The 16453-nt window shown below is 68.5% G+C and carries 18 protein-coding genes; 6 read left to right on the top strand and 12 right to left on the bottom strand.

What is annotated here, in order from left to right; all coding sequences use genetic code 11:
- Nucleotides 1-77: 77 nt before the first annotated feature.
- From ACIHA7_RS03205 to ACIHA7_RS03195, 3 genes are all read right to left on the bottom strand, one after another.
- Nucleotides 78-1913, bottom strand: a complete 1836-nt coding sequence (locus ACIHA7_RS03205) for a lipase family protein (protein ID WP_397285031.1) — start codon at nucleotides 1911-1913, stop codon at nucleotides 78-80.
- A gap of 342 nt (nucleotides 1914-2255) precedes the next feature.
- Nucleotides 2256-2573 (bottom strand): hypothetical protein, encoded by a 318-nt coding sequence (locus ACIHA7_RS03200; protein ID WP_397285029.1) that lies wholly within the window; start codon nucleotides 2571-2573, stop codon nucleotides 2256-2258.
- An 81-nt stretch (nucleotides 2574-2654) separates the two neighbouring features.
- Nucleotides 2655-3557 carry a DMT family transporter gene (locus tag ACIHA7_RS03195; RefSeq protein WP_397285027.1) on the bottom strand — a complete coding sequence of 301 codons (903 nt, stop codon included), beginning with the start codon at nucleotides 3555-3557 and terminating at the stop codon, nucleotides 2655-2657.
- A 64-nt stretch (nucleotides 3558-3621) separates the two neighbouring features.
- Here ACIHA7_RS03195 and ACIHA7_RS03190 point away from each other — a divergent pair, with 64 nt between their 5' ends.
- Nucleotides 3622-4452, top strand: coding sequence for an AraC family transcriptional regulator (locus tag ACIHA7_RS03190; protein ID WP_397285024.1), 831 nt, complete (start codon nucleotides 3622-3624; stop codon nucleotides 4450-4452).
- Nucleotides 4453-4498: 46 nt separating this feature from the next.
- On the opposite strand, the gene ACIHA7_RS03185 is transcribed toward ACIHA7_RS03190, so the two are convergent.
- Entirely contained in the window at nucleotides 4499-4981 is a 483-nt protein-coding gene (locus tag ACIHA7_RS03185) for a MarR family winged helix-turn-helix transcriptional regulator (protein ID WP_397285022.1), read from the bottom strand.
- A gap of 75 nt (nucleotides 4982-5056) precedes the next feature.
- Between ACIHA7_RS03185 and ACIHA7_RS03180 the strand changes: the two genes are divergently transcribed.
- Complete coding sequence (locus tag ACIHA7_RS03180; protein ID WP_397285021.1) at nucleotides 5057-6514, top strand: MFS transporter; 1458 nt, start codon at nucleotides 5057-5059, stop codon at nucleotides 6512-6514.
- 155 nt (nucleotides 6515-6669) lie between these two features.
- On the opposite strand, the gene ACIHA7_RS03175 is transcribed toward ACIHA7_RS03180, so the two are convergent.
- The gene (locus ACIHA7_RS03175; protein ID WP_397285019.1) at nucleotides 6670-7638 is read right to left on the bottom strand and encodes a helix-turn-helix transcriptional regulator; all 969 of its coding nucleotides are present in this window, start codon (nucleotides 7636-7638) and stop codon (nucleotides 6670-6672) included.
- 92 nt (nucleotides 7639-7730) lie between these two features.
- Here ACIHA7_RS03175 and ACIHA7_RS03170 point away from each other — a divergent pair, with 92 nt between their 5' ends.
- Nucleotides 7731-8378 (top strand): TIGR03086 family metal-binding protein, encoded by a 648-nt coding sequence (locus ACIHA7_RS03170; protein WP_397285017.1) that lies wholly within the window; start codon nucleotides 7731-7733, stop codon nucleotides 8376-8378.
- Nucleotides 8379-8414: 36 nt separating this feature from the next.
- Here the strand turns inward: ACIHA7_RS03170 and ACIHA7_RS03165 are convergent, their stop codons facing one another.
- The 6 genes from ACIHA7_RS03165 to ACIHA7_RS03140 all read right to left on the bottom strand — a co-directional run bounded on the left by ACIHA7_RS03165 (nucleotide 8415) and on the right by ACIHA7_RS03140 (nucleotide 12765).
- On the bottom strand, nucleotides 8415-9389 hold the full coding sequence (locus ACIHA7_RS03165; RefSeq protein ID WP_397285015.1) for a glycine betaine ABC transporter substrate-binding protein: 975 nt from the start codon (nucleotides 9387-9389) through the stop codon (nucleotides 8415-8417).
- The gene (locus ACIHA7_RS03160; protein WP_397285013.1) at nucleotides 9386-10168 is read right to left on the bottom strand and encodes an ABC transporter permease; all 783 of its coding nucleotides are present in this window, start codon (nucleotides 10166-10168) and stop codon (nucleotides 9386-9388) included. Before ACIHA7_RS03160 ends, ACIHA7_RS03165 begins: the two co-directional genes overlap by 4 nt.
- On the bottom strand, nucleotides 10165-11364 hold the full coding sequence (locus ACIHA7_RS03155) for an ABC transporter ATP-binding protein (protein WP_397285011.1): 1200 nt from the start codon (nucleotides 11362-11364) through the stop codon (nucleotides 10165-10167). Before ACIHA7_RS03155 ends, ACIHA7_RS03160 begins: the two co-directional genes overlap by 4 nt.
- Nucleotides 11357-12007: an ABC transporter permease gene (locus tag ACIHA7_RS03150; RefSeq protein WP_397286478.1), complete on the bottom strand. Its 651-nt coding sequence runs from the start codon at nucleotides 12005-12007 to the stop codon at nucleotides 11357-11359. The genes ACIHA7_RS03155 and ACIHA7_RS03150 overlap by 8 nt, the downstream gene beginning before the upstream one ends.
- Nucleotides 12008-12112: 105 nt before the next feature.
- Nucleotides 12113-12505 carry a type II toxin-antitoxin system VapC family toxin gene (locus tag ACIHA7_RS03145; RefSeq protein WP_397285009.1) on the bottom strand — a complete coding sequence of 131 codons (393 nt, stop codon included), beginning with the start codon at nucleotides 12503-12505 and terminating at the stop codon, nucleotides 12113-12115.
- Nucleotides 12502-12765, bottom strand: a complete 264-nt coding sequence (locus ACIHA7_RS03140; RefSeq protein ID WP_397285007.1) for a type II toxin-antitoxin system VapB family antitoxin — start codon at nucleotides 12763-12765, stop codon at nucleotides 12502-12504. The genes ACIHA7_RS03145 and ACIHA7_RS03140 overlap by 4 nt, the downstream gene beginning before the upstream one ends.
- 157 nt (nucleotides 12766-12922) lie before the next feature.
- On the opposite strand from ACIHA7_RS03140, the gene ACIHA7_RS03135 reads away from it, so the two are divergent.
- From ACIHA7_RS03135 to ACIHA7_RS03125, 3 genes are all read left to right on the top strand, one after another.
- The gene (locus ACIHA7_RS03135) at nucleotides 12923-13573 is read left to right on the top strand and encodes a CHAP domain-containing protein (protein WP_397285005.1); all 651 of its coding nucleotides are present in this window, start codon (nucleotides 12923-12925) and stop codon (nucleotides 13571-13573) included.
- A 211-nt stretch (nucleotides 13574-13784) separates the two neighbouring features.
- Nucleotides 13785-15008 (top strand): hypothetical protein, encoded by a 1224-nt coding sequence (locus ACIHA7_RS03130; protein WP_397285003.1) that lies wholly within the window; start codon nucleotides 13785-13787, stop codon nucleotides 15006-15008.
- Nucleotides 15009-15274: 266 nt separating this feature from the next.
- A complete protein-coding gene (locus ACIHA7_RS03125; protein WP_397285001.1) occupies nucleotides 15275-15985 on the top strand; it encodes a DUF1906 domain-containing protein in 711 nt (236 codons plus the stop codon).
- Nucleotides 15986-15995: 10 nt separating this feature from the next.
- Here ACIHA7_RS03125 and ACIHA7_RS03120 read toward each other — a convergent pair whose 3' ends face one another.
- The gene (locus ACIHA7_RS03120; RefSeq protein ID WP_397284999.1) at nucleotides 15996-16355 is read right to left on the bottom strand and encodes a hypothetical protein; all 360 of its coding nucleotides are present in this window, start codon (nucleotides 16353-16355) and stop codon (nucleotides 15996-15998) included.
- Between the last annotated feature and the right edge of the window lie 98 nt (nucleotides 16356-16453).

Raw genomic sequence — 16453 nt, 5'->3', positions numbered from 1 at the left:
CCAGGGCGGGCGCGCGCCGAGTCAGCGCGGATTCGGAACCGGGCACGTCCGTAAAAACGCACTGCGCGGTAGCTCTGCTAGTGACCAGTGCTGGTGAGCGTGGCGGGTAAGGGTTGGCCGCAGTTGTTGGGGGTGGGTGTGTTGGTGAGGCGGTCGGCGAACCATTGGATGACTCGGGGCGCGACGGCTTTTTCGTTGGCGTTGTCGTGGCCGACGCCGGGGTTCCACTGCGTGGTCACGGGGGTGCCTGCGGTGCAGTAGCGGTCGACGAGGGCGGCGGTGAATTTCGGCGGGACGAGGGTGTCGTCGAGGCCCTGGGCCAGGTAGACGGGGATGCCGGCCGGCATGTCGGGGGCGCGGTTTTCTTCGAAGGCGCGGCGCCAGGCGGGATCGGCGAGTGGATCGCCGTTGAAGTAGTCGCCCATGCCGGGGACGACGGTGAGGCGCGCAAAAAGTGCCGCGAAAGGTGTTGCGGCGCAACCGGCCGCCGCCATTTCCTGGTTACGCGCGGCGGCCTCCGGGGTGAGCAGTGCGTTGGGGTCGAGGTGGGGGTACGCCTTGGCGTACTGGGTGGTGAGGAAGGGGGTGACGGCCCAGCCGTTGAGGAGTTGCGGTGGACTCTCGCGGAGGATGCCGGCGATGTCGGAGGCGGGCGCGGTGGCGGCGTCGGCGACCAGGTGGAGTTCGGGTGCGTAGGTGGGCGATTGGGCGGCGGCGGCCAGGGAGATGAGGCCGCCCTGCGAGACTCCGTAGATCAGCATGTCGGTGCCCGCGTGCGTGTCGCGCAGGTTGCGGGCGGCGCGGGCGGCGTTCACGGCGTCGCGGCCCTGGTCGGTGGCGACGAGGTAGTGCTCGCCGTCGCCGGTGCCCGCGGCGCCGGCGTAGTCGCTGGCGGCGACCACCCAGCCGCGGTCGAGCGCGTCGTTCAGCCAGGGCATCGACGAGGCGATCTGCGACTGCCTGCTCGGCGCGCATTCGGCGCCGAGGCTGACGGTGCCGTGCGCGAAGTTCAGGATGGGTCGGTCGGTGCCGTCGGTGAGCGGCGTCCAGATCATGCCGGACGACACCGTCGGAGTGCCGTGCCGGTCCTGCGACCAATAGAGGATGCGCTGGCCGTGTCCGTGCACGCCGGGTAGCGACATCGACGCCGAACGGATCACAGCGCCGGGTGGGCCGGGTGAAATACCTTGTGGCACCTGGTAAAAGGCATCCAGCCGGGTTTGCTCGGCGTCCTGTCGGGCGGCCTGCGTGACGACCGTTCCGTACCAGCCGACCGCCACCGCCAGCACGATCAACTGCACGCTCACGGCGGCGGGCCGCCACCAGCGCAACGTGCTCGCGCGGGGCAGCGGAGCAGTGAGCCGGACACCGCGGACCACCATCGCCACACCGGTTATCAACAGCGTGACGATCGTCCAGGCAGTGAAATCCAAACCGGTCCGAAACGGCAGCGTCGCGAGGATCACGCCCGCGAGCACCTGCCAGCCCGCGAACGCCGCCGAAGCGACGAGTACATCGTCGCGGCGCGCACCGGCCATCAGCCCACAGACGCCGAGTCCGATCCAGCACACGCCGACCCAGATCAACGAGGTCGACACCGACATGGTCAGTGCGGCGATACCGAGCGCACCGAACCCGATAGCGACCACTGCCTCGACGCCTAGCAACCGTTCAGCGCGCACGTACTCAGCGGATTCGCGGTCCGGCAGCTTATTGCCGCTCCGCACCCACCACCACCGCGCGGCGGCCGACCCACCGAGCACCAGCATCGCGACCGCGACAACCACCCGCCCCGCGATGAGCGAGACACCGAAGGGCGAGTACAGCAGAACACCCGCCACGATCACCGTCAGTCCGGGCAGCCACCACGCGATCCCGCGTAAGTCCCAGGCCCGGGCCCTGCCGCCGGTCACGCGTGTGCCTCGCTGGTGAGCAACTCAACCGTGCGCGGGGATGCGCTGTGCCTGCCGTTCCCGCGCAGATGCCCGCTCACGGCAACGTCTCGCTGACGCTCGACTCCGCCGTGCGCGAGGGCGCACTGTGCCTTCGGTTCACTCGCTGACGCTCGCTCACGACCGCGCCTCGCTGACGCTCGACTCCGCCGTGCGCGAGGGCGCACTGTGCCTTTTGGTTCACTCGCTGACGCTCGCTCACACCGCGGCCTCCGTCCTTCGGTTACGCGGCAAAAAGCTGGATGCCGACAACTCTACGGACGGCTGACGAACGGTCGATGTGATCTTCGTCGGCCAATGGCGTCAGCGGTCCCGCCACCGCCGTCGCGCCCAATTTCGCGCCGCCGGGCTGACGGCGAGAATCGGTAGGAACAGGACGAATCCGACCAATGCGATCGGAATCAGCAGGTAGATGAGTAGTTCGCCGAGGACTTGCACGATGGTGGGAATCGCGAACGGGACCGCCAGTGCCGCGAGCGCGATCGCCGCCGGGTAGGCCCCGCCCGAGGCCGCGGCGATCGCCGCGATGGCGAATCCGGCCGCGAGGACGAGTCCCAGCAGGGCGACGAGGTAGTTGTCCCACCACGCGTGTTGTTTGGTGTGAATCGAAGCGCCTCCCAAGACGTCGGGTCCGACCCAGCCGCCGAGCCTAGCGCGGTGTCGCCGCCGCGACCGGCAAAGGCGCGGATCACAGTGTGCTGGTCAGGAACTCAGCGCAACAGGCTGGACGGGCGGCGGGGTCGCTGCGCGCGGCGTTTCCTTACGCGTGTTCAGCCACGCGCCGACGAACATCAGCGCCGCCCCGAGTCCTTGCACCGGCGCGATCGTTTCACCGAGCACAACCCAGGCGCAGGCTAATCCGAATGCGGGCACCAGGAACATCGCGGTCGCGGCGGTGGCCGGCCCGACCTGCCCGACGGCGCGGTAGTAGAGGACATACGCCAGCGCGGTCGGCAACACCCCGAGATAGGCCTGGTTGAGCCAGAATTCGAGACCGAGCTCGGACCACGCGACGTCCGGCAGCGCCGGTGCGGCGAACACGCCGAGTGCCATCGTGCCCGCCGCGGACGCGTAAACGGTGACGGTCGGTGCGGCGAGGCGAGTCAGGATCGGCGCGCCGAGCATGGTGTAGCAGGCCCAGCAGGCTGCGGCGCCCAGAAAGACAAGATCGCCGAGCAGCCGGTTCCCGCCGGACGACGGGATGCCGGCGAAGAAGACGACGCCACCGGTCACCGCGGCGGCAAGGCCGAGTGCGCGCGCACCGGACGGACGCGTGCGCGAGCGCACGGCCAGGACGGCGACGGTGATGACCGGCGCGGTCATCGGCACGATCACGCTGCCGTCAGCCGCGGGTGCGAGGGAGAGGCCGAGGAAGAACAGAACGTTGTAGCCGAAGACGCCGATCAGGCCGAGCCCGGCGACGCGGGTCGCCTCCTTCGCGGGCAGCCGGGGCAGCCGCAGCACGATCACCAGCACCACGGTGCCCAGCAAGAAGCGCAGGAACCCGGCGACCGCGTGCGGCACGTCGTGCACCGCCAGCTTCGAGGAGGCGAACGCGCTCCCCCACAACGCCATGACCAGCACAAGCAAGAGTCGAATACGCACGGTGGCGATCCTGGCTCCCAGACCGGTGCGCGGTATTGAACGCTGGTGCGGCGACAATGGTCCGGTGGCCGAGCAGGAGTGGGTGACGTACCGGCGGATGGCGCACCGCCCGGTGGAGGTGATGCACGCGCACTTCGAGCGGCACGTCTACCACCCGCACAGCCATGAGACCTATTCGTTCGGGCTCACCGAGTTCGGCGCGCAGAGCTTCGATTGCCGCGGTGCGTCGCGGGTCAGCGCGGCGGGCATGGTGATGGCGTTCAACCCGGACGAGCCGCACGACGGTCACAGCACCACCGAGCTCGGTTTCACCTACTCGATCGTGCACATCGGCACCGAGTTGATCACCGACCTGCTGTCCGATCAGACCGGACGCCCCACCGGCCTGCCGCTCTTCGCCGACCCGGTGCTGCCCGACCCGCTGTTGTCGTCGGCGCTGCATCGCCTGTGCGCCAGCCTGATTCAACCCGCCACCGAGCTGGCCGCGGACGAGGCGCTGGCCGCGTCGGTCGCCGCCATGGTGCGTCGCGGTGCGCGCCGGCCCCTGGTGAACTCGTCGGCCACCCTGCACGGCGGCGCGAGCGCCGACATCGCCCGCCGCGTCCGCGCCGTCCTCGACGACCGCTACCTAGACCCCCTCTCTATGGACGATCTAGCCGATGCCAGCGGCTGCAGCCGCTTCGCGCTCTACCGCGCCTTCCGCGCCAATTACGGCATGTCTCCGAGCGATTACCAACGTCTGCTCCGCCTCCGCGCCGCCCGCCGCCTGATCGCCGCGGGCCACCCCGTCGCGCGCGCCGCCACCGAATCCGGCTTCGCCGACCAAGCCCACCTCACCCGCTGGTTCCGCCGCTGCTACGGCATCACCCCCGGTATCTACGCCGCGGCCGCTTGAATCGCGAAACCTTCTCTCGCGCGGTCGATTCCACGAAAAAGATCGACTACCGGACCTCTGGTGGCCGCGGCCACGGGTTGTCTTCGATGTGTTCGACGGACTGGTTGAATCGGGCGATCAGTCTGCTCAGCTGGTCGACGTCGGTGTCGTCCCAGTCAGCGACGACCGTGCCGATGCCGTCGCGGCTTTGGCGGCGGTCGGCGGCCAGTATTTCGAGACCTTTGCTGCTGGCTTGGATTTTGCGGGCGATGCCGCCGTCGGGGTCGGGGACGCGGTCGACCAGTCCTTGCTTGAGCATCGCGGCGACCTGGCGGTTGATGGTGGAGATGTCGAGTTGGAAGGCTTCGGACAGCTCGCGCAGGCTCAGGGCGGTGTCGAACTCCAGCCTGGTGAGGATGAGGAAGGCCGAGCGGTCCAGCTGGAAGCCGGGGCGACGCAGCAGCGACGCGGGGAAGTGCCGGGCGAGCAGGGTCAGCTCGAAGACCAGGCGGGTGAGGGCCGCGTTGTCGGCGGGACCGGATTCGGACATGGCGCTCACTATGTCGTGTTCGTCACGACGATATCAAATTGTGCACGATACACATCGTGTGTAGCGTGCACATTCGTGACTGTTGCTGCCGACGCGTCTTCGACCGCCTCCGATACCGATGACCGACGGCGCCCGGTGCCTGCCGTGCTCATCGCGACCCTCGGTATGGTCGGTGTCGTCGTCTCGCTGATGCAGACGCTGGTCATCCCGATCATTCCGACGCTGCCCGACCTGCTGAACACCTCGGCGTCCAACGCCTCCTGGGTGGTCACCGCGACCCTGCTCGCCGGTGCGGTGGCGACGCCGATCAGCGGTCGCCTCGGCGACATGTTCGGCAAGCGACGGGTGCTGTTCGCCAACCTGCTCTCGCTGGTCGCCGGTTCGGTGGTCTGTGCGACCTTCTCCTCGTTGGTTCCCGAGATCATCGGGCGCTCGCTGCAGGGTGCGGCGGTCGGCGCGATCCCGCTGGGCATCAGCATCATGCGCGACGAGCTGCCCGCCGAGAAGGTGGGTTCGGCGATGGCGATCATGAGCGCGACGCTCGGCGTCGGCGGTGCACTCGGCCTGCCGCTCGCCGCGGTGATCGCGCAGAACGCGGACTGGCACATGCTGTTCTGGACCGCGGCGGGCCTCGGCCTGGTCTGTGCCGTCCTGGTCTTCGTGTTCGTGCCGGAATCGCCGGTGCGCACCCCGTCCCGGTTCGATTTCGGTGGCGCGCTGGGCCTTTCGATCGCACTGCTGGCGCTGCTGATACCGATCACCAAGGGTGCGGACTGGGGCTGGGGCAGCCCGACCACCCTGATCCTGTTCGCGGTGTCGCTGGTGGTGTTCCTCGGCTGGGGCTGGTTCGAGCTGCGTCAGGGCGCGCCGCTGGTCGACCTGCGGGTCTCGGCGCGGCCGCGGGTGCTGTTCACCAACGTGGCCTCGATCGCGGTCGGCTTCGCGCTGTACGGCATGTCGCTGACCTTCCCGCAGTTGCTGATGGCTCCCGAGCAGACCGGCTACGGCTTCGGCCTGAGCATGGTCAACGCCGGATTGGCGCTGGCGCCAACCGGTTTCGTGATGATCTTGCTCTCGCCGGTGTCGGCGAAGCTTTCGGCGGCCCGTGGTCCGAAGATCACGCTGGCGCTCGGCTCCGCGGTGATCGCGGCGGGCTACCTGTGCGCCGTGGTGCTGATGAACAGCGTCTGGGAGATCATGCTGGCCTCGATGATCGTCGCCGCCGGCGTCGGCCTCGCCTACGCCGCGATGCCCGCGCTGATCATGGGTGCGGTGCCGATCACCGAGACCGCGGCGGCGAACGGCCTCAACTCGCTCATGCGGTCCGTCGGTACGTCCACCTCGTCGGCGGTGATGAGCGTCGTGCTCGCGCACATGACCATGCAGCTCGGCGTGCACGTGTTCCCGTCCCGCGACGGATTCCACACCACCTTCCTCATCGCCACCGCGGCCGCCGTGGTCGCGATCGTGCTGACCACGCTGATCCCGATGCGCAAGGCGCCGGATGCGGCGGCGACGGTGGGACACGCCTGACCCGAACGGAATCGAGGCCGGCCCGAGTTCGCTCGGGTCGGCCTCCGCTGTTTCCGGTCAGTTGCGCCAGGGCCGCCCGCTCGAGCGCTGGCACCGCACCATGCTGTGTCCGTACCCGCCCGAATTCGGCGGCCGGGTAAGCCCAACCGGCACGGCTAGGGCGCGGTGGCTTCGGTGTAGCGGCGGGCCAGGGTGCGGATGTGGGCGACCAGCTCGGGCGGACCGTCGACGCGGAAGTCCATCATCAGCATGCTGAGGTAGATGGCGATGGTTTCCAGGGCGTCGGCGCCGGTCAGCAGCACGCAGGTGTCGGCGTCCACGGCTTCCACGACACCGACGGCGGGATTGATGCGGGCGATGACGGTTTCGGCGGGGGCCAGGACGGTGACCCGCGCGTGTACCTTCCAGCCGGTGCTGGCGATGTGCCGCATGACGAAGGCGACCAGGTCGTCGTCGGGCAGGGCGCGGGCGGCGAAGCGGCGGCTGCCTGGGCTCGCCTGCTGGATTCTGGCGACGGGAATCGCACTCCAGGAATGGGTTTCGAGACGGTAGGCGACCAGGTACCAGCGGCGCTGCCAGTTGATGAGTCGATAAGGCTCGACTTCCGCACGCTGCTCCGGATCGATCTGGTCGATGAAAACCGTCGCCCCGTCGCGGATCGCGCCGGCCAACGCGGTCAGGACCGCGGCGGGGACCGGTGCATCCGGTTCCCTGGAGCCGGTGGTGGCCGGTCCGATGGCGGTGGCTTCGCGGAGCGCGATCACCTTGCGCTGCAAGCGTTTCGGCAGGATCTGGTCCAGTTTGGCCAAGGCGCGAGTGACGTTGTCGCTGATATCCGCGATCCCGGTGGCGCCGTCCTCGGCCAGCCCGACGGCCACCGCGACGGCCACCGCCTCGTCGTCGTCCAGCAGCAGCGGCGGCATGGTGGTGCCGCGACCGAGCCGGTAGCCGCCGATCGCGCCGCGTTGCGCCTGCACGGGATAACCGAGTTCGCGCAGGCGCTGGATGTCGTTGCGCAGGGTGCGATCGGTGATGTCCAGCCGCTCGGCCAGTTCCCGGCCGGTGTGGGCGCGGTCCTGTAAGAGCGCCAGCAAACGCAGTACGCGCACTGTGGTCGGCGTCACATCTAGCCTCCGGAAAATTAGGAACGATACCAGCCTAATGGACTCATAAGCTCATGTCAGAAGCAAGGAACACCCACTCGAAAGGCCCGGACATGAACGCCACCAACACCGCCATCGCCACCCTGAACCCCGTCTGGCGCGCCGTGCTCGCCGAGTCCTACCGCGCCCTGGCAACCGTGGTCGCCGGCGTCCGCGACGACCAGTGGCAGCTGCCGACCCCGTGCTCGGAGTGGAATGTGACGCAGGTGGTGCAGCACGCCGCGGGCGATCAGCTCGCCTACGCCGCGGCCCTCGGCATCGGCGGCGGCCCGTCCGAGAACCCCTTCGCGCCGTCCGGCCACATCGACGGCGCGCCTGCCGTGCTGGTCGCCGACGCGATCGAGCAGACCGCCGCCGCCTGGGCCACCGTCGCCGACGGCACCGAATCCGTACCGACGCCGCTGCCGCACGGCGCACTCGCCACCCCGGTCGCCGCCGTGATGGGCGCGCTCGACGCCGCGGTGCACGCCTGGGACATCGCGATCGCCACCGGCCAGCCGTCACCGCTGACCGACGAATTGGCCGGTCATCTGCTCACCGCCGCGCGCACCGGACACCCCGCGCCCGGCAGTGGTGAAGAGGCGGAAATCGTTGAGCCGCTGCGCCAGTGGGGTGCCTACGCCGCGATCGTCGAGGGTGCGCCCGAGGACACCGCGGTCGCTCAACTGCTGCGCTACCTGGGGCGTGACCCGCAAGCCTGAGGACCGGATGCCCGTCCGCTGCGGCCGGCGGTCAGATCACCGAGCGGTGACGAACCCCTGCGCGACCATCCAGTCGCGGGCGACCTCGGCGGGCTCCCTGCCCTCCACGTCGACCTGACGATTCAGCTCGGTGATCTCCTCGTTGGTGAGGCGCTGAGAGATAGGCGCCAGAACGGTGGCGACCTGGGGGTGCGCGTCGGCGAAGGACTTCCGCATCACCAGCGCCGCATTGTATTTCGGGAAGAAGCCTTGATCGTCTTGCAGCAGCACGAGATTCAGCGCGGGGATACGGCCGTCGGTCGCGGCGACCGAGCCGAACCGGCACTGTTTGGCGTCGGCGGTGGCCTGATAGACCACGGCGTCCTGCACGATCTGCTTACGCACCTTGCCCGTGTCGATGTTGTACTTGCGGGCCAGGCCGGGGAATCCGTCTTGGCGCACGTTGAACTCGGTGCCGACGCAGGTGGCCGCGGCGGCAGGGTCTTTCGCGATCAACGCCGCGTAGTCCGACAGCGTCCTGACCCCGGTCTCCTCGGCGGTACGCGAGCTGGTCACCAGCGCATAGGTGTTGTTCATCGGCGCCATCGCGGTCCACACCATGCCGTGCGCGGCGAGGTCGGCCGCGCGGACCGCCTCGAACTGGCCGACCTCATCCGGGATCGGCGTCTCCTTGCCGAGGTAGTTGATCCACCCGGTGCCGGTGTAGTCGTAGGCGACATCGATCTGACCATGCAACTGGGCGTCGCGCAGACTGTTGGAGCCCTGGATGTTCGTCAGGTCACGCACCTCGGCGCCCGCCGCCGACATGGCGAACTCGATGAGGTAGCCGAGGATGTTCTGCTCGGTGAAGTCCTTGGACCCCACGATGATTCGGGCTCCTTCGAGTTCGGGCACCGGACCGATGCTGCCCGGCCCCACCCGAAGGGGCACCGCGCCACCGGATTCCAGTCCGCAGCCCGCCACCAGCAGCAGCCCGGCCGCCACCGCGAGGCCACGCCACCAGCGGTTCACTTCAACCCCCTCGGCCCGAGAAACTGCTCGGCGAGCGCGCCGAGCCAATCGACCAGCAGGGCCAGCGCGACCGCGAGCACCGCGCCGACCACCAGCGTGACGTTGTCGCGCAGCTTGTAACCGGTGTCGATGAGGATGCCGAGACCACCGGCGCTCACCAGGAAGGACAGCGTCGCGGTGCCCACCGCCAGCACCAGCGAGGTGCGCAGGCCGGCCAGGATATAAGGCACGGCCAGCGGGAACTCGATGCGGCGCAACACCGTTGCCGCCGACATGCCCTGCCCGCGCCCGGCGTCGGTGAGGGTCGGATCGACCTGCTGATAGCCGAGGATGGTGTTGCGCAGCACCGGAAGCAGCGAATAGAACGCGATCGGCGCGACGCCGATCCAGAAGCCGGTGGTGCGGGTGGCGAGATAGCACAGCACGATGAGGCCGACGGCGGGCGCGGCCGCGCCGATATTGGCGATGCCGACGAAAAACGGTGCCAGACGGCGGTATCCGGGCCGGGTGAGCAGGGTGCCGAGCGGCACGGCGACCACGACGACGATCAAGACGACGGTCGCCGTGATCAGCACGTGCTGCCAGGTGACGGTCGCGATATTGCGGGCATTGAGACTGGCTTGCTGGGTGGTGGTCAGGTCCCTGGCGAAGGCCCACACCAGCACGCCCGCGGTGAGCAGCAGCACGATCACCGGTTGGATGAGCAGCCTGAGGCGTTCGGCGCGGCGCTGGGTGGCCGACGCGGAGGTCGCGGGTGGTGTACCCGTGGCCGCCGTCACGGCGCGGCACCCGGTGCGGGGCGGCCGGAGCCGTGCTCGGCGCGCATCGCCGACAGGTGCGCGACCAGCGTGTCGATGGTGATCAGCCCGACGTACTCGCCGCGTTTGCCGGTGACCACCGCGTTCGCCGTCTGATCGGCGAGCAGGGCCTCCAGCGCGTCCTGCAGGGTCGACCGCAGCGACAGCGGTTCGCCGATGGCTGATCCGGTGCCGCGCAACGAGTTCGCGTGCGCCAGGTGCTCGGACGATACCCAGCGCAGCGGTCGCCGTTGCTGGTCGAGCACCAGCGCCCATGGCCAGTCCCGCCCGGCCAGCGCGGTGCGCAACACCTCGGCCGGCTCGTCTTCCGTGGCGGTCGGACACTGCCCCAGTTCGACATCGCTCACCCGGGTGAGGGTGAGTTGTTTGAGCGACGCGTCCGCGCCGACGAAGCCCGCGACCGTCTCGTCCGCGGGATCGGCGAGAATCGCCGCCGGGGTGTCGTACTGCAGGATGCGGGACTGGTTGCCCAGCACCGCGATTCGGTCGCCGAGCTTCACCGCCTCGGTGAAGTCGTGGGTGACGAAGACGATGGTCTTGCCCAATTCGCCTTGCAGCCGCAGCAATTCGTCTTGCAGCAGGCCGCGGGTGATCGGATCGACCGCGCCGAACGGCTCGTCCATCAGCAGCACCGGCGGGTCGGCGGCCAGCGCGCGGGCGACCCCGACGCGTTGCTGCTGGCCGCCCGACAGCTGCCGGGGGTAGCGATCGCGATAGGTGTCGGGGTCGAGGCCGACCAGATCCAGCATCTCGTCGGTACGGGCAGCGATCTTCTTACGGTCCCAGCCGATCAGGCCGGGCACCGTCGCGACATTCTTGGCGACCGTCATGTGCGGGAACAGTCCGGCCTGCTGGATCGAGTAGCCGATGCCGCGGCGCAGCTGGTCGGGGTTCATCGACGCGGCGTCGCGCCCGCCGATGGTGATGGTGCCTGCGGTGGGCTCGATCAGCCGGTTGATCATCCGCATGGTGGTGGTCTTGCCGCAGCCGGAAGGCCCGACGAGCACGACGATTTCGCCGGCCGGGATGGTCATCGACACCTGGTCGACGGCCGGATCGCGCTGGCCTGGATAGTGTTTGGTGACGCCGTCGAGCACGATCTCCTCGCCGGACACCGCCGATGGGATGGCGCCGGAACGGGTTTCGGTGTCAGTCACGGATTCCCCTCGAGGTGGTGAGACGTCCGACGAGGACGTAGATCCCGTCCAGTACGAGCGCGAGGACAACGATCAGCACCGTGCCGACCAGGGCCTGCGGCACCGCGTTCGGGCTACCGAGGCGGGCGAGCCCGGAGAAGATGAGGTTGCCGAGTCCCGGCCCCTTGGCGTAGGCGGCGATGGCGAGAATGCCCATGATCAGCTGCGTGCTGACCCGCATGCCCGCCAAGACCGCGGGCCAGGCGAGGGGGAGTTCGATGGCGGTCAGTATTCGCAGCCGATTCATGCCGACGCCGCGGGCCGCGTCGGTGACCGCGGGATCTACCGAGGACAGGCCGATGATCGTGTTGCGCAGGATCGGCAGCAGGGCGTAGAGCACCAGCGCGGTGATCGTCGGGGCGACACCGAGGCCGAGTATCGGGATCAGCAGGCCGAGCAGCGCGAACGACGGCACCGTGAGGATGGCGCTCGCCACGGCCGTCGCGATCGAGGAGCCGAGCGGGCTGCGGTGCACCAGGATGCCGATCAGCACCGCGACGACCGTCGCGAGCAGCACCGACTGCACCACTGCCGACACGTGCAGGTAGGAGTCGATGAGCAGCTGATGTCGCCGATGTACTACGAAGGTCCACAGCGTGTCCAGGGTCGTACCTCCCCGTCGCCCGGTGTTCTGGGAGGGTAGCGCGGATTCGGTTCGCCCGGACGGTATTCCGGGCGGCGGCGCGCCGCCCGGAACCGAGCTCCGTGGTCAGACCGCGGATCGGATATCGGTGTGGCCGAAGTCGTCGCCCTTGTACAGCAGCGGCTTCTTGGTGACGGTGGCGAGTGCGTAGGCGAAGCAATCGCCGAGGTTGAGCTGTGCCTTGTGCCCGCTGCCCTTACCGAAATCCCGATACGCGGCGCGTGCGATAGCGGCCTGCTCCAGCGAGACCGGAGCGAGGGCGATGTCGCCGTCGTTGATCAACTCCGCGAACCGGCGCGCGATGATCGGGTCCGGACTGCGATCTACTTTGATCGCCACTTCGAAGTGGTTGACCACCGACATCGACCGGCTCTCAGCCGCATCGAGCGCGTCGATGAAGCTGCTTCGTTCCGGTTCCCGGTTGATGATGGCGAGCAGGGCCGATGCGTCGACGATCATGCGGGCAGCCCCTGATCGTCGTAGAGATCATCGGTGGTGAGCAAGGTGCGGGTCTGCGGTGTCATCCTGGCGTCGATATCCGCCACGATCTCCCACAGTCGCGCCTTTCGGGTCTGTCGTGCCGCTTCGCGCTCGGCGTCCAGTTCTTTCAACATGCGTTTCAGTGCCTCCTCGACAACGCCGGTTTGGGACATCCCCGTCCGCTCCGCTGCCTCACGCACCAAGGCGTGCACCTTCTCATTTTTTATGTTCAAGCCCATTGGATTCTACCTTCCAGGACCGGGATGGTAGATAGTCTACCTCGGTACCTCTGTTCGGGAAAATGAATATTCGAGCGGGAACCGTACGGCCGCCTCGTTCGTCCAACTCAGCAAGGACCGACGACGGTCGCAAGCGCGATGAACCGGGGGAGAGATGGTGGAGCGACGGGTCAGCACCTCACATCGGGCGCGTTCGCGCACCGCGGGCGCCAGGCACGGCCGTCCGGACCGGCGCACCGGCCCGTGGCTCGCGGCGGCGCTCGTGGTCATCGCGCTCGTGGCGGCGGGTGCGATGGGAGTGCGCTGGTGGCAGGACCACTCGAACCCGGCCGCGATCGTCGGGCAGCGCGGCACCGAATTCCCCGCGATCGACCGATCGACACTGGACCGGGCGCAGGCTCGGATCGTCGCGGTGACGGAGCGGGAATTTCAGCACCCCGGCGCGGGCACCAAGTACGCCGAAGGAGTGACCGAACCGTGGTGCGCGGACTTCGTGAGCTGGGTGATGCGGGAAGCGGGCGCGCCGCTGGCGAACCCGAATTCGGGCTCGTGGCGGATCCCCGGGGTGTACACCCTTCAGGAGTACTACGCGAGCACGGGTCGGTTCGCGCCGGTCGGCTACCAGCCGCGCACCGGTGATGTCCTGTTGTACGACAGCAGCAGCCCGTTCGGCCAGCACACCAATATCGTGCTGAAGTCCGACGCGGGCACCGTGACCACCATCGGCGGTAACGAGTTCGGTCAGATCACCATTCACACCTTCGCGTTGGCGGCGGCCGGGGGAATTGTCGGATTCGGGCGATTGTGAGAACCGTTGTCGGCCAACGGCGGTCGGTGCGGGGTGCGCGGGTCGGGCGAGCCGCGGTGATAGCCCTACGATAGAAGTGGCGGCGCCCGGCAGCGCCGTCGCCGATCCCCGCCCTGCCTCCCCCTCATCGGCAGGACGGGGATCTCGGGTTCAGACTCGTGCAAGTTCCGGGCAATGTCGGTCGCGTAGCGTGTCGGGTGTCCATCGAGAGGTGAGGGTTCCGGAACAGCTGATGCAGCCGAGCGACGAAACGAGCAGCGATCCCGCCTGGATCGACTATGCCGACTTCGGCGAGCGCTTCGTCACCGCCGCGGTGACGAAGGATCGGATCGAGGCGGCGGTGGCCGGGATGACCGGCCGCGGCATGACGATCGGCCCGTTCTCGCTGGGTCCGGCCGGCCTCGCGGGCTTTGTCGCCGAGGGCAAGGTCGGCAAGCCGGAGGTGGTGCACAGCGGCCCGCACGTCACCTTCGAGGTCACCGTTCCGGTGTCGTTGGCGCTCAAGGTGCTGCTCGGCGGCAAGAAGTTGCGGTTGGAGGCACGCGTCGAGATCGAGTTGACGCTGCATGCGCGCACCGCCGATCCACTGCTGATCGTCATCGACATCCCGCCGGTCACCCCGCCCGATGTCAGCTTCGTGCTGCGCGCCCAGGCGGTCGACGCGGCCGGAGAAGTGCTGCTCGACCCGATCGCGGGGCTGGTGCAACGCGAGGTCGCCGCCAGGGTGAACGGCATGCTCGCCGACCCGCAGGCGCGGCGCAGCCGAGTCTTCGATGTCGAGGCCATCGTGAGCGGCACCCCCTCGGCGCACCGCGAGCGGGCCGAGTTCGACTGGATCGGCTACGACGAATTCGGGCACCGGTTCTTCTCCCGCATCGTCACCCGGGATCGGGTGTTCGATGTGGTGGAGCGGATGGCGGGACGACCGATCGAGGTCGGCCCGCTCAAAACCGGGCCGGGCAAATCGGCGACGGTCACCGTGCGCGGCAATGTCCGCGTGCCGCAGCTGGCCGACAAGACGGACACGCCACGCGCGTTCGACCTGACCCTGCCGGTCAGCCTCGATATCACCGTGGACGTGCTGAAGGCCAATCGCTATCGCGCCGACGTCGAGGTGCCGCTGGTGTTGACCGCGCGCGCCGCCGACCCGCTGCTCATCGTTATCGATGTGCCGCCGCCGGACCCGGAGGATATTCGGCTGGAGTTCAAGGCGCACGGTGTTCGTGCCGCGACGCTCGGTGCGCTCGCGGGGATCAAGAAGCAGGTGATCGCCCAGGTCGCCGGGGTAGTGCGTAAGGAGCTCGCCGACAGCTCGGGCCGGACCATCGACGTCGCCGCTCGTATCGGGTCGTCGGCGCCACGGAGCACCGCCGGCTCGTCCGCATCTGCGGAAGCGGACTCGGCCGACTCGGCAGCGGCGTCCAGCCGTACTTAGTCGGGCCTGCGCCCCGGCGGGTAACCGATTCTTGCGAAACCCAGGTTTTCGCGAAATTCGATGTGCCGGTCTCGGTATCCCGCGCCCGGCGCAGGTCTGTCCCGTGTGGCCAATGTGAAAGGGTGTGTCCCGTGGGTCTAGCGGTTCCCAAGTGAATATGGTGAAATGAGTACACGTTCGAGGCTCCCGGCGCGTACCGAATGTTTGGGGAAGGTGCGCCGGGCACGCTGCCAGCCATAGTCGGGGTTGCGCGAAGGAGTCCTGCGATGCGTTCGAGTTCTGTGTCCCGGCGTGAGCTATTCGGGTATGCCGCGGCCGTGGCCGCGCTCGGCGTGACCGCCGCGGCGGCACCCGCTACCGCCGCCGATGCCTACGGCACCCTCATCGACTACTCGGGCGGCGTGCCGTCGGCGGAGTCGATCAGGGACGCCGGGCACCTCGGTGTGATCCGATACGTCTCGGACCGACGGCCCGGCGCGGAGTGGATGGCGGGCAAGCCGCTGCGCGCCAACGAGGTGGAGCAACTGCACGAGGCCGGCCTGCACATCGTGTCCTGCTACCAATTCGGCAAGGGGCCCACCGCCGACTGGCGCGGCGGACTGGAGGCAGGCAAACAACACGCCCAGCGCGGACTCGACTTGCACCGTGCCGCAGGCGGTCCCGACAACGTGCCGATCTACGCCTCCATCGACGACAACCCGACCGCGGTCGAATTCGCCACCATGATCGCGCCCTATCTGCTCGGCTGGGAGTCGGTGCTCGGCAAGGAGAACACCGGCATGTACGCCAACGCTCCCACCATCGAACTGGCCCGCGTCGCGGGCCTGGGTTCCTGGTACTGGCAACACAATTGGGGCTCCAAGGGCGTCCTGCACCCCGCAGCGCACCTGCACCAGTTCGAGATCGACAAGCGCTCGCTGGACGGCATCGGCATCGACCTCAACAACATCCTCGCCGCCGACTTCGGCCAGTGGTAGCCCGCCAGACCTAAGTCTGGCAGTGGCTCAGCGGCGTTTCGCGCAGATCGGGTTCCTCCTCGGGCACCACCCGCAAGGTCGGGCGGGTGTCCGGTGCCTCGTGGTCGCCGAGCCAGGAGAACAGCGACCAGCGGGACAAGCCGGAGAACGCCGAGCCGAGGCTGGTGAACGAGAACGAGGAGATGGCCGACCCGAACGAGCCGATGGAGCCGATCGACAGCACCGAACCGACGCTGCCGATCGAAAGAATCGAGTAGGCCGAGCCGATGGACAGGATCGAGCCCTCGGATCGGATGGACAGTATCGATCGGTGCGAGCGCCTGCTCCGAATGGAGCGGCCGGGCCGTATCGAATGTTCGATCGTCGCCATAGTTAGCGGTCTACCACAGATCGCCACCCGCTCACGCGTCATCGCGGCGATTCGGCGGCGGTATGTCGTACAGACGACAAAGGCGGCGACCACAATGG

The sequence above is a fragment of the Nocardia sp. NPDC052316 genome (genome assembly GCF_044547795.1).
Lineage (GTDB): Bacteria > Actinomycetota > Actinomycetes > Mycobacteriales > Mycobacteriaceae > Nocardia.
The sequence above is the reverse complement of the archived record's forward strand: the minus strand, read 5'-3'. Positions and strand labels throughout refer to the sequence as shown.

Excerpts from the sequence above, each read along its gene's own strand:
- ACIHA7_RS03120 (WP_397284999.1), bottom strand. The coding sequence starts at position 16,355 with ATGGCGACGATCGAACATTCGATACGGCCCGGCCGCTCCATTCGGAGC.
- ACIHA7_RS03185 (WP_397285022.1), bottom strand. The coding sequence starts at position 4,981 with ATGTCCGAATCCGGTCCCGCCGACAACGCGGCCCTCACCCGCCTGGTC.
- ACIHA7_RS03125 (WP_397285001.1), top strand. The coding sequence starts at position 15,275 with ATGCGTTCGAGTTCTGTGTCCCGGCGTGAGCTATTCGGGTATGCCGCG.
- ACIHA7_RS03170 (WP_397285017.1), top strand. The coding sequence starts at position 7,731 with ATGAACGCCACCAACACCGCCATCGCCACCCTGAACCCCGTCTGGCGC.
- ACIHA7_RS03145 (WP_397285009.1), bottom strand. The coding sequence starts at position 12,505 with ATGATCGTCGACGCATCGGCCCTGCTCGCCATCATCAACCGGGAACCG.
- ACIHA7_RS03140 (WP_397285007.1), bottom strand. The coding sequence starts at position 12,765 with ATGGGCTTGAACATAAAAAATGAGAAGGTGCACGCCTTGGTGCGTGAG.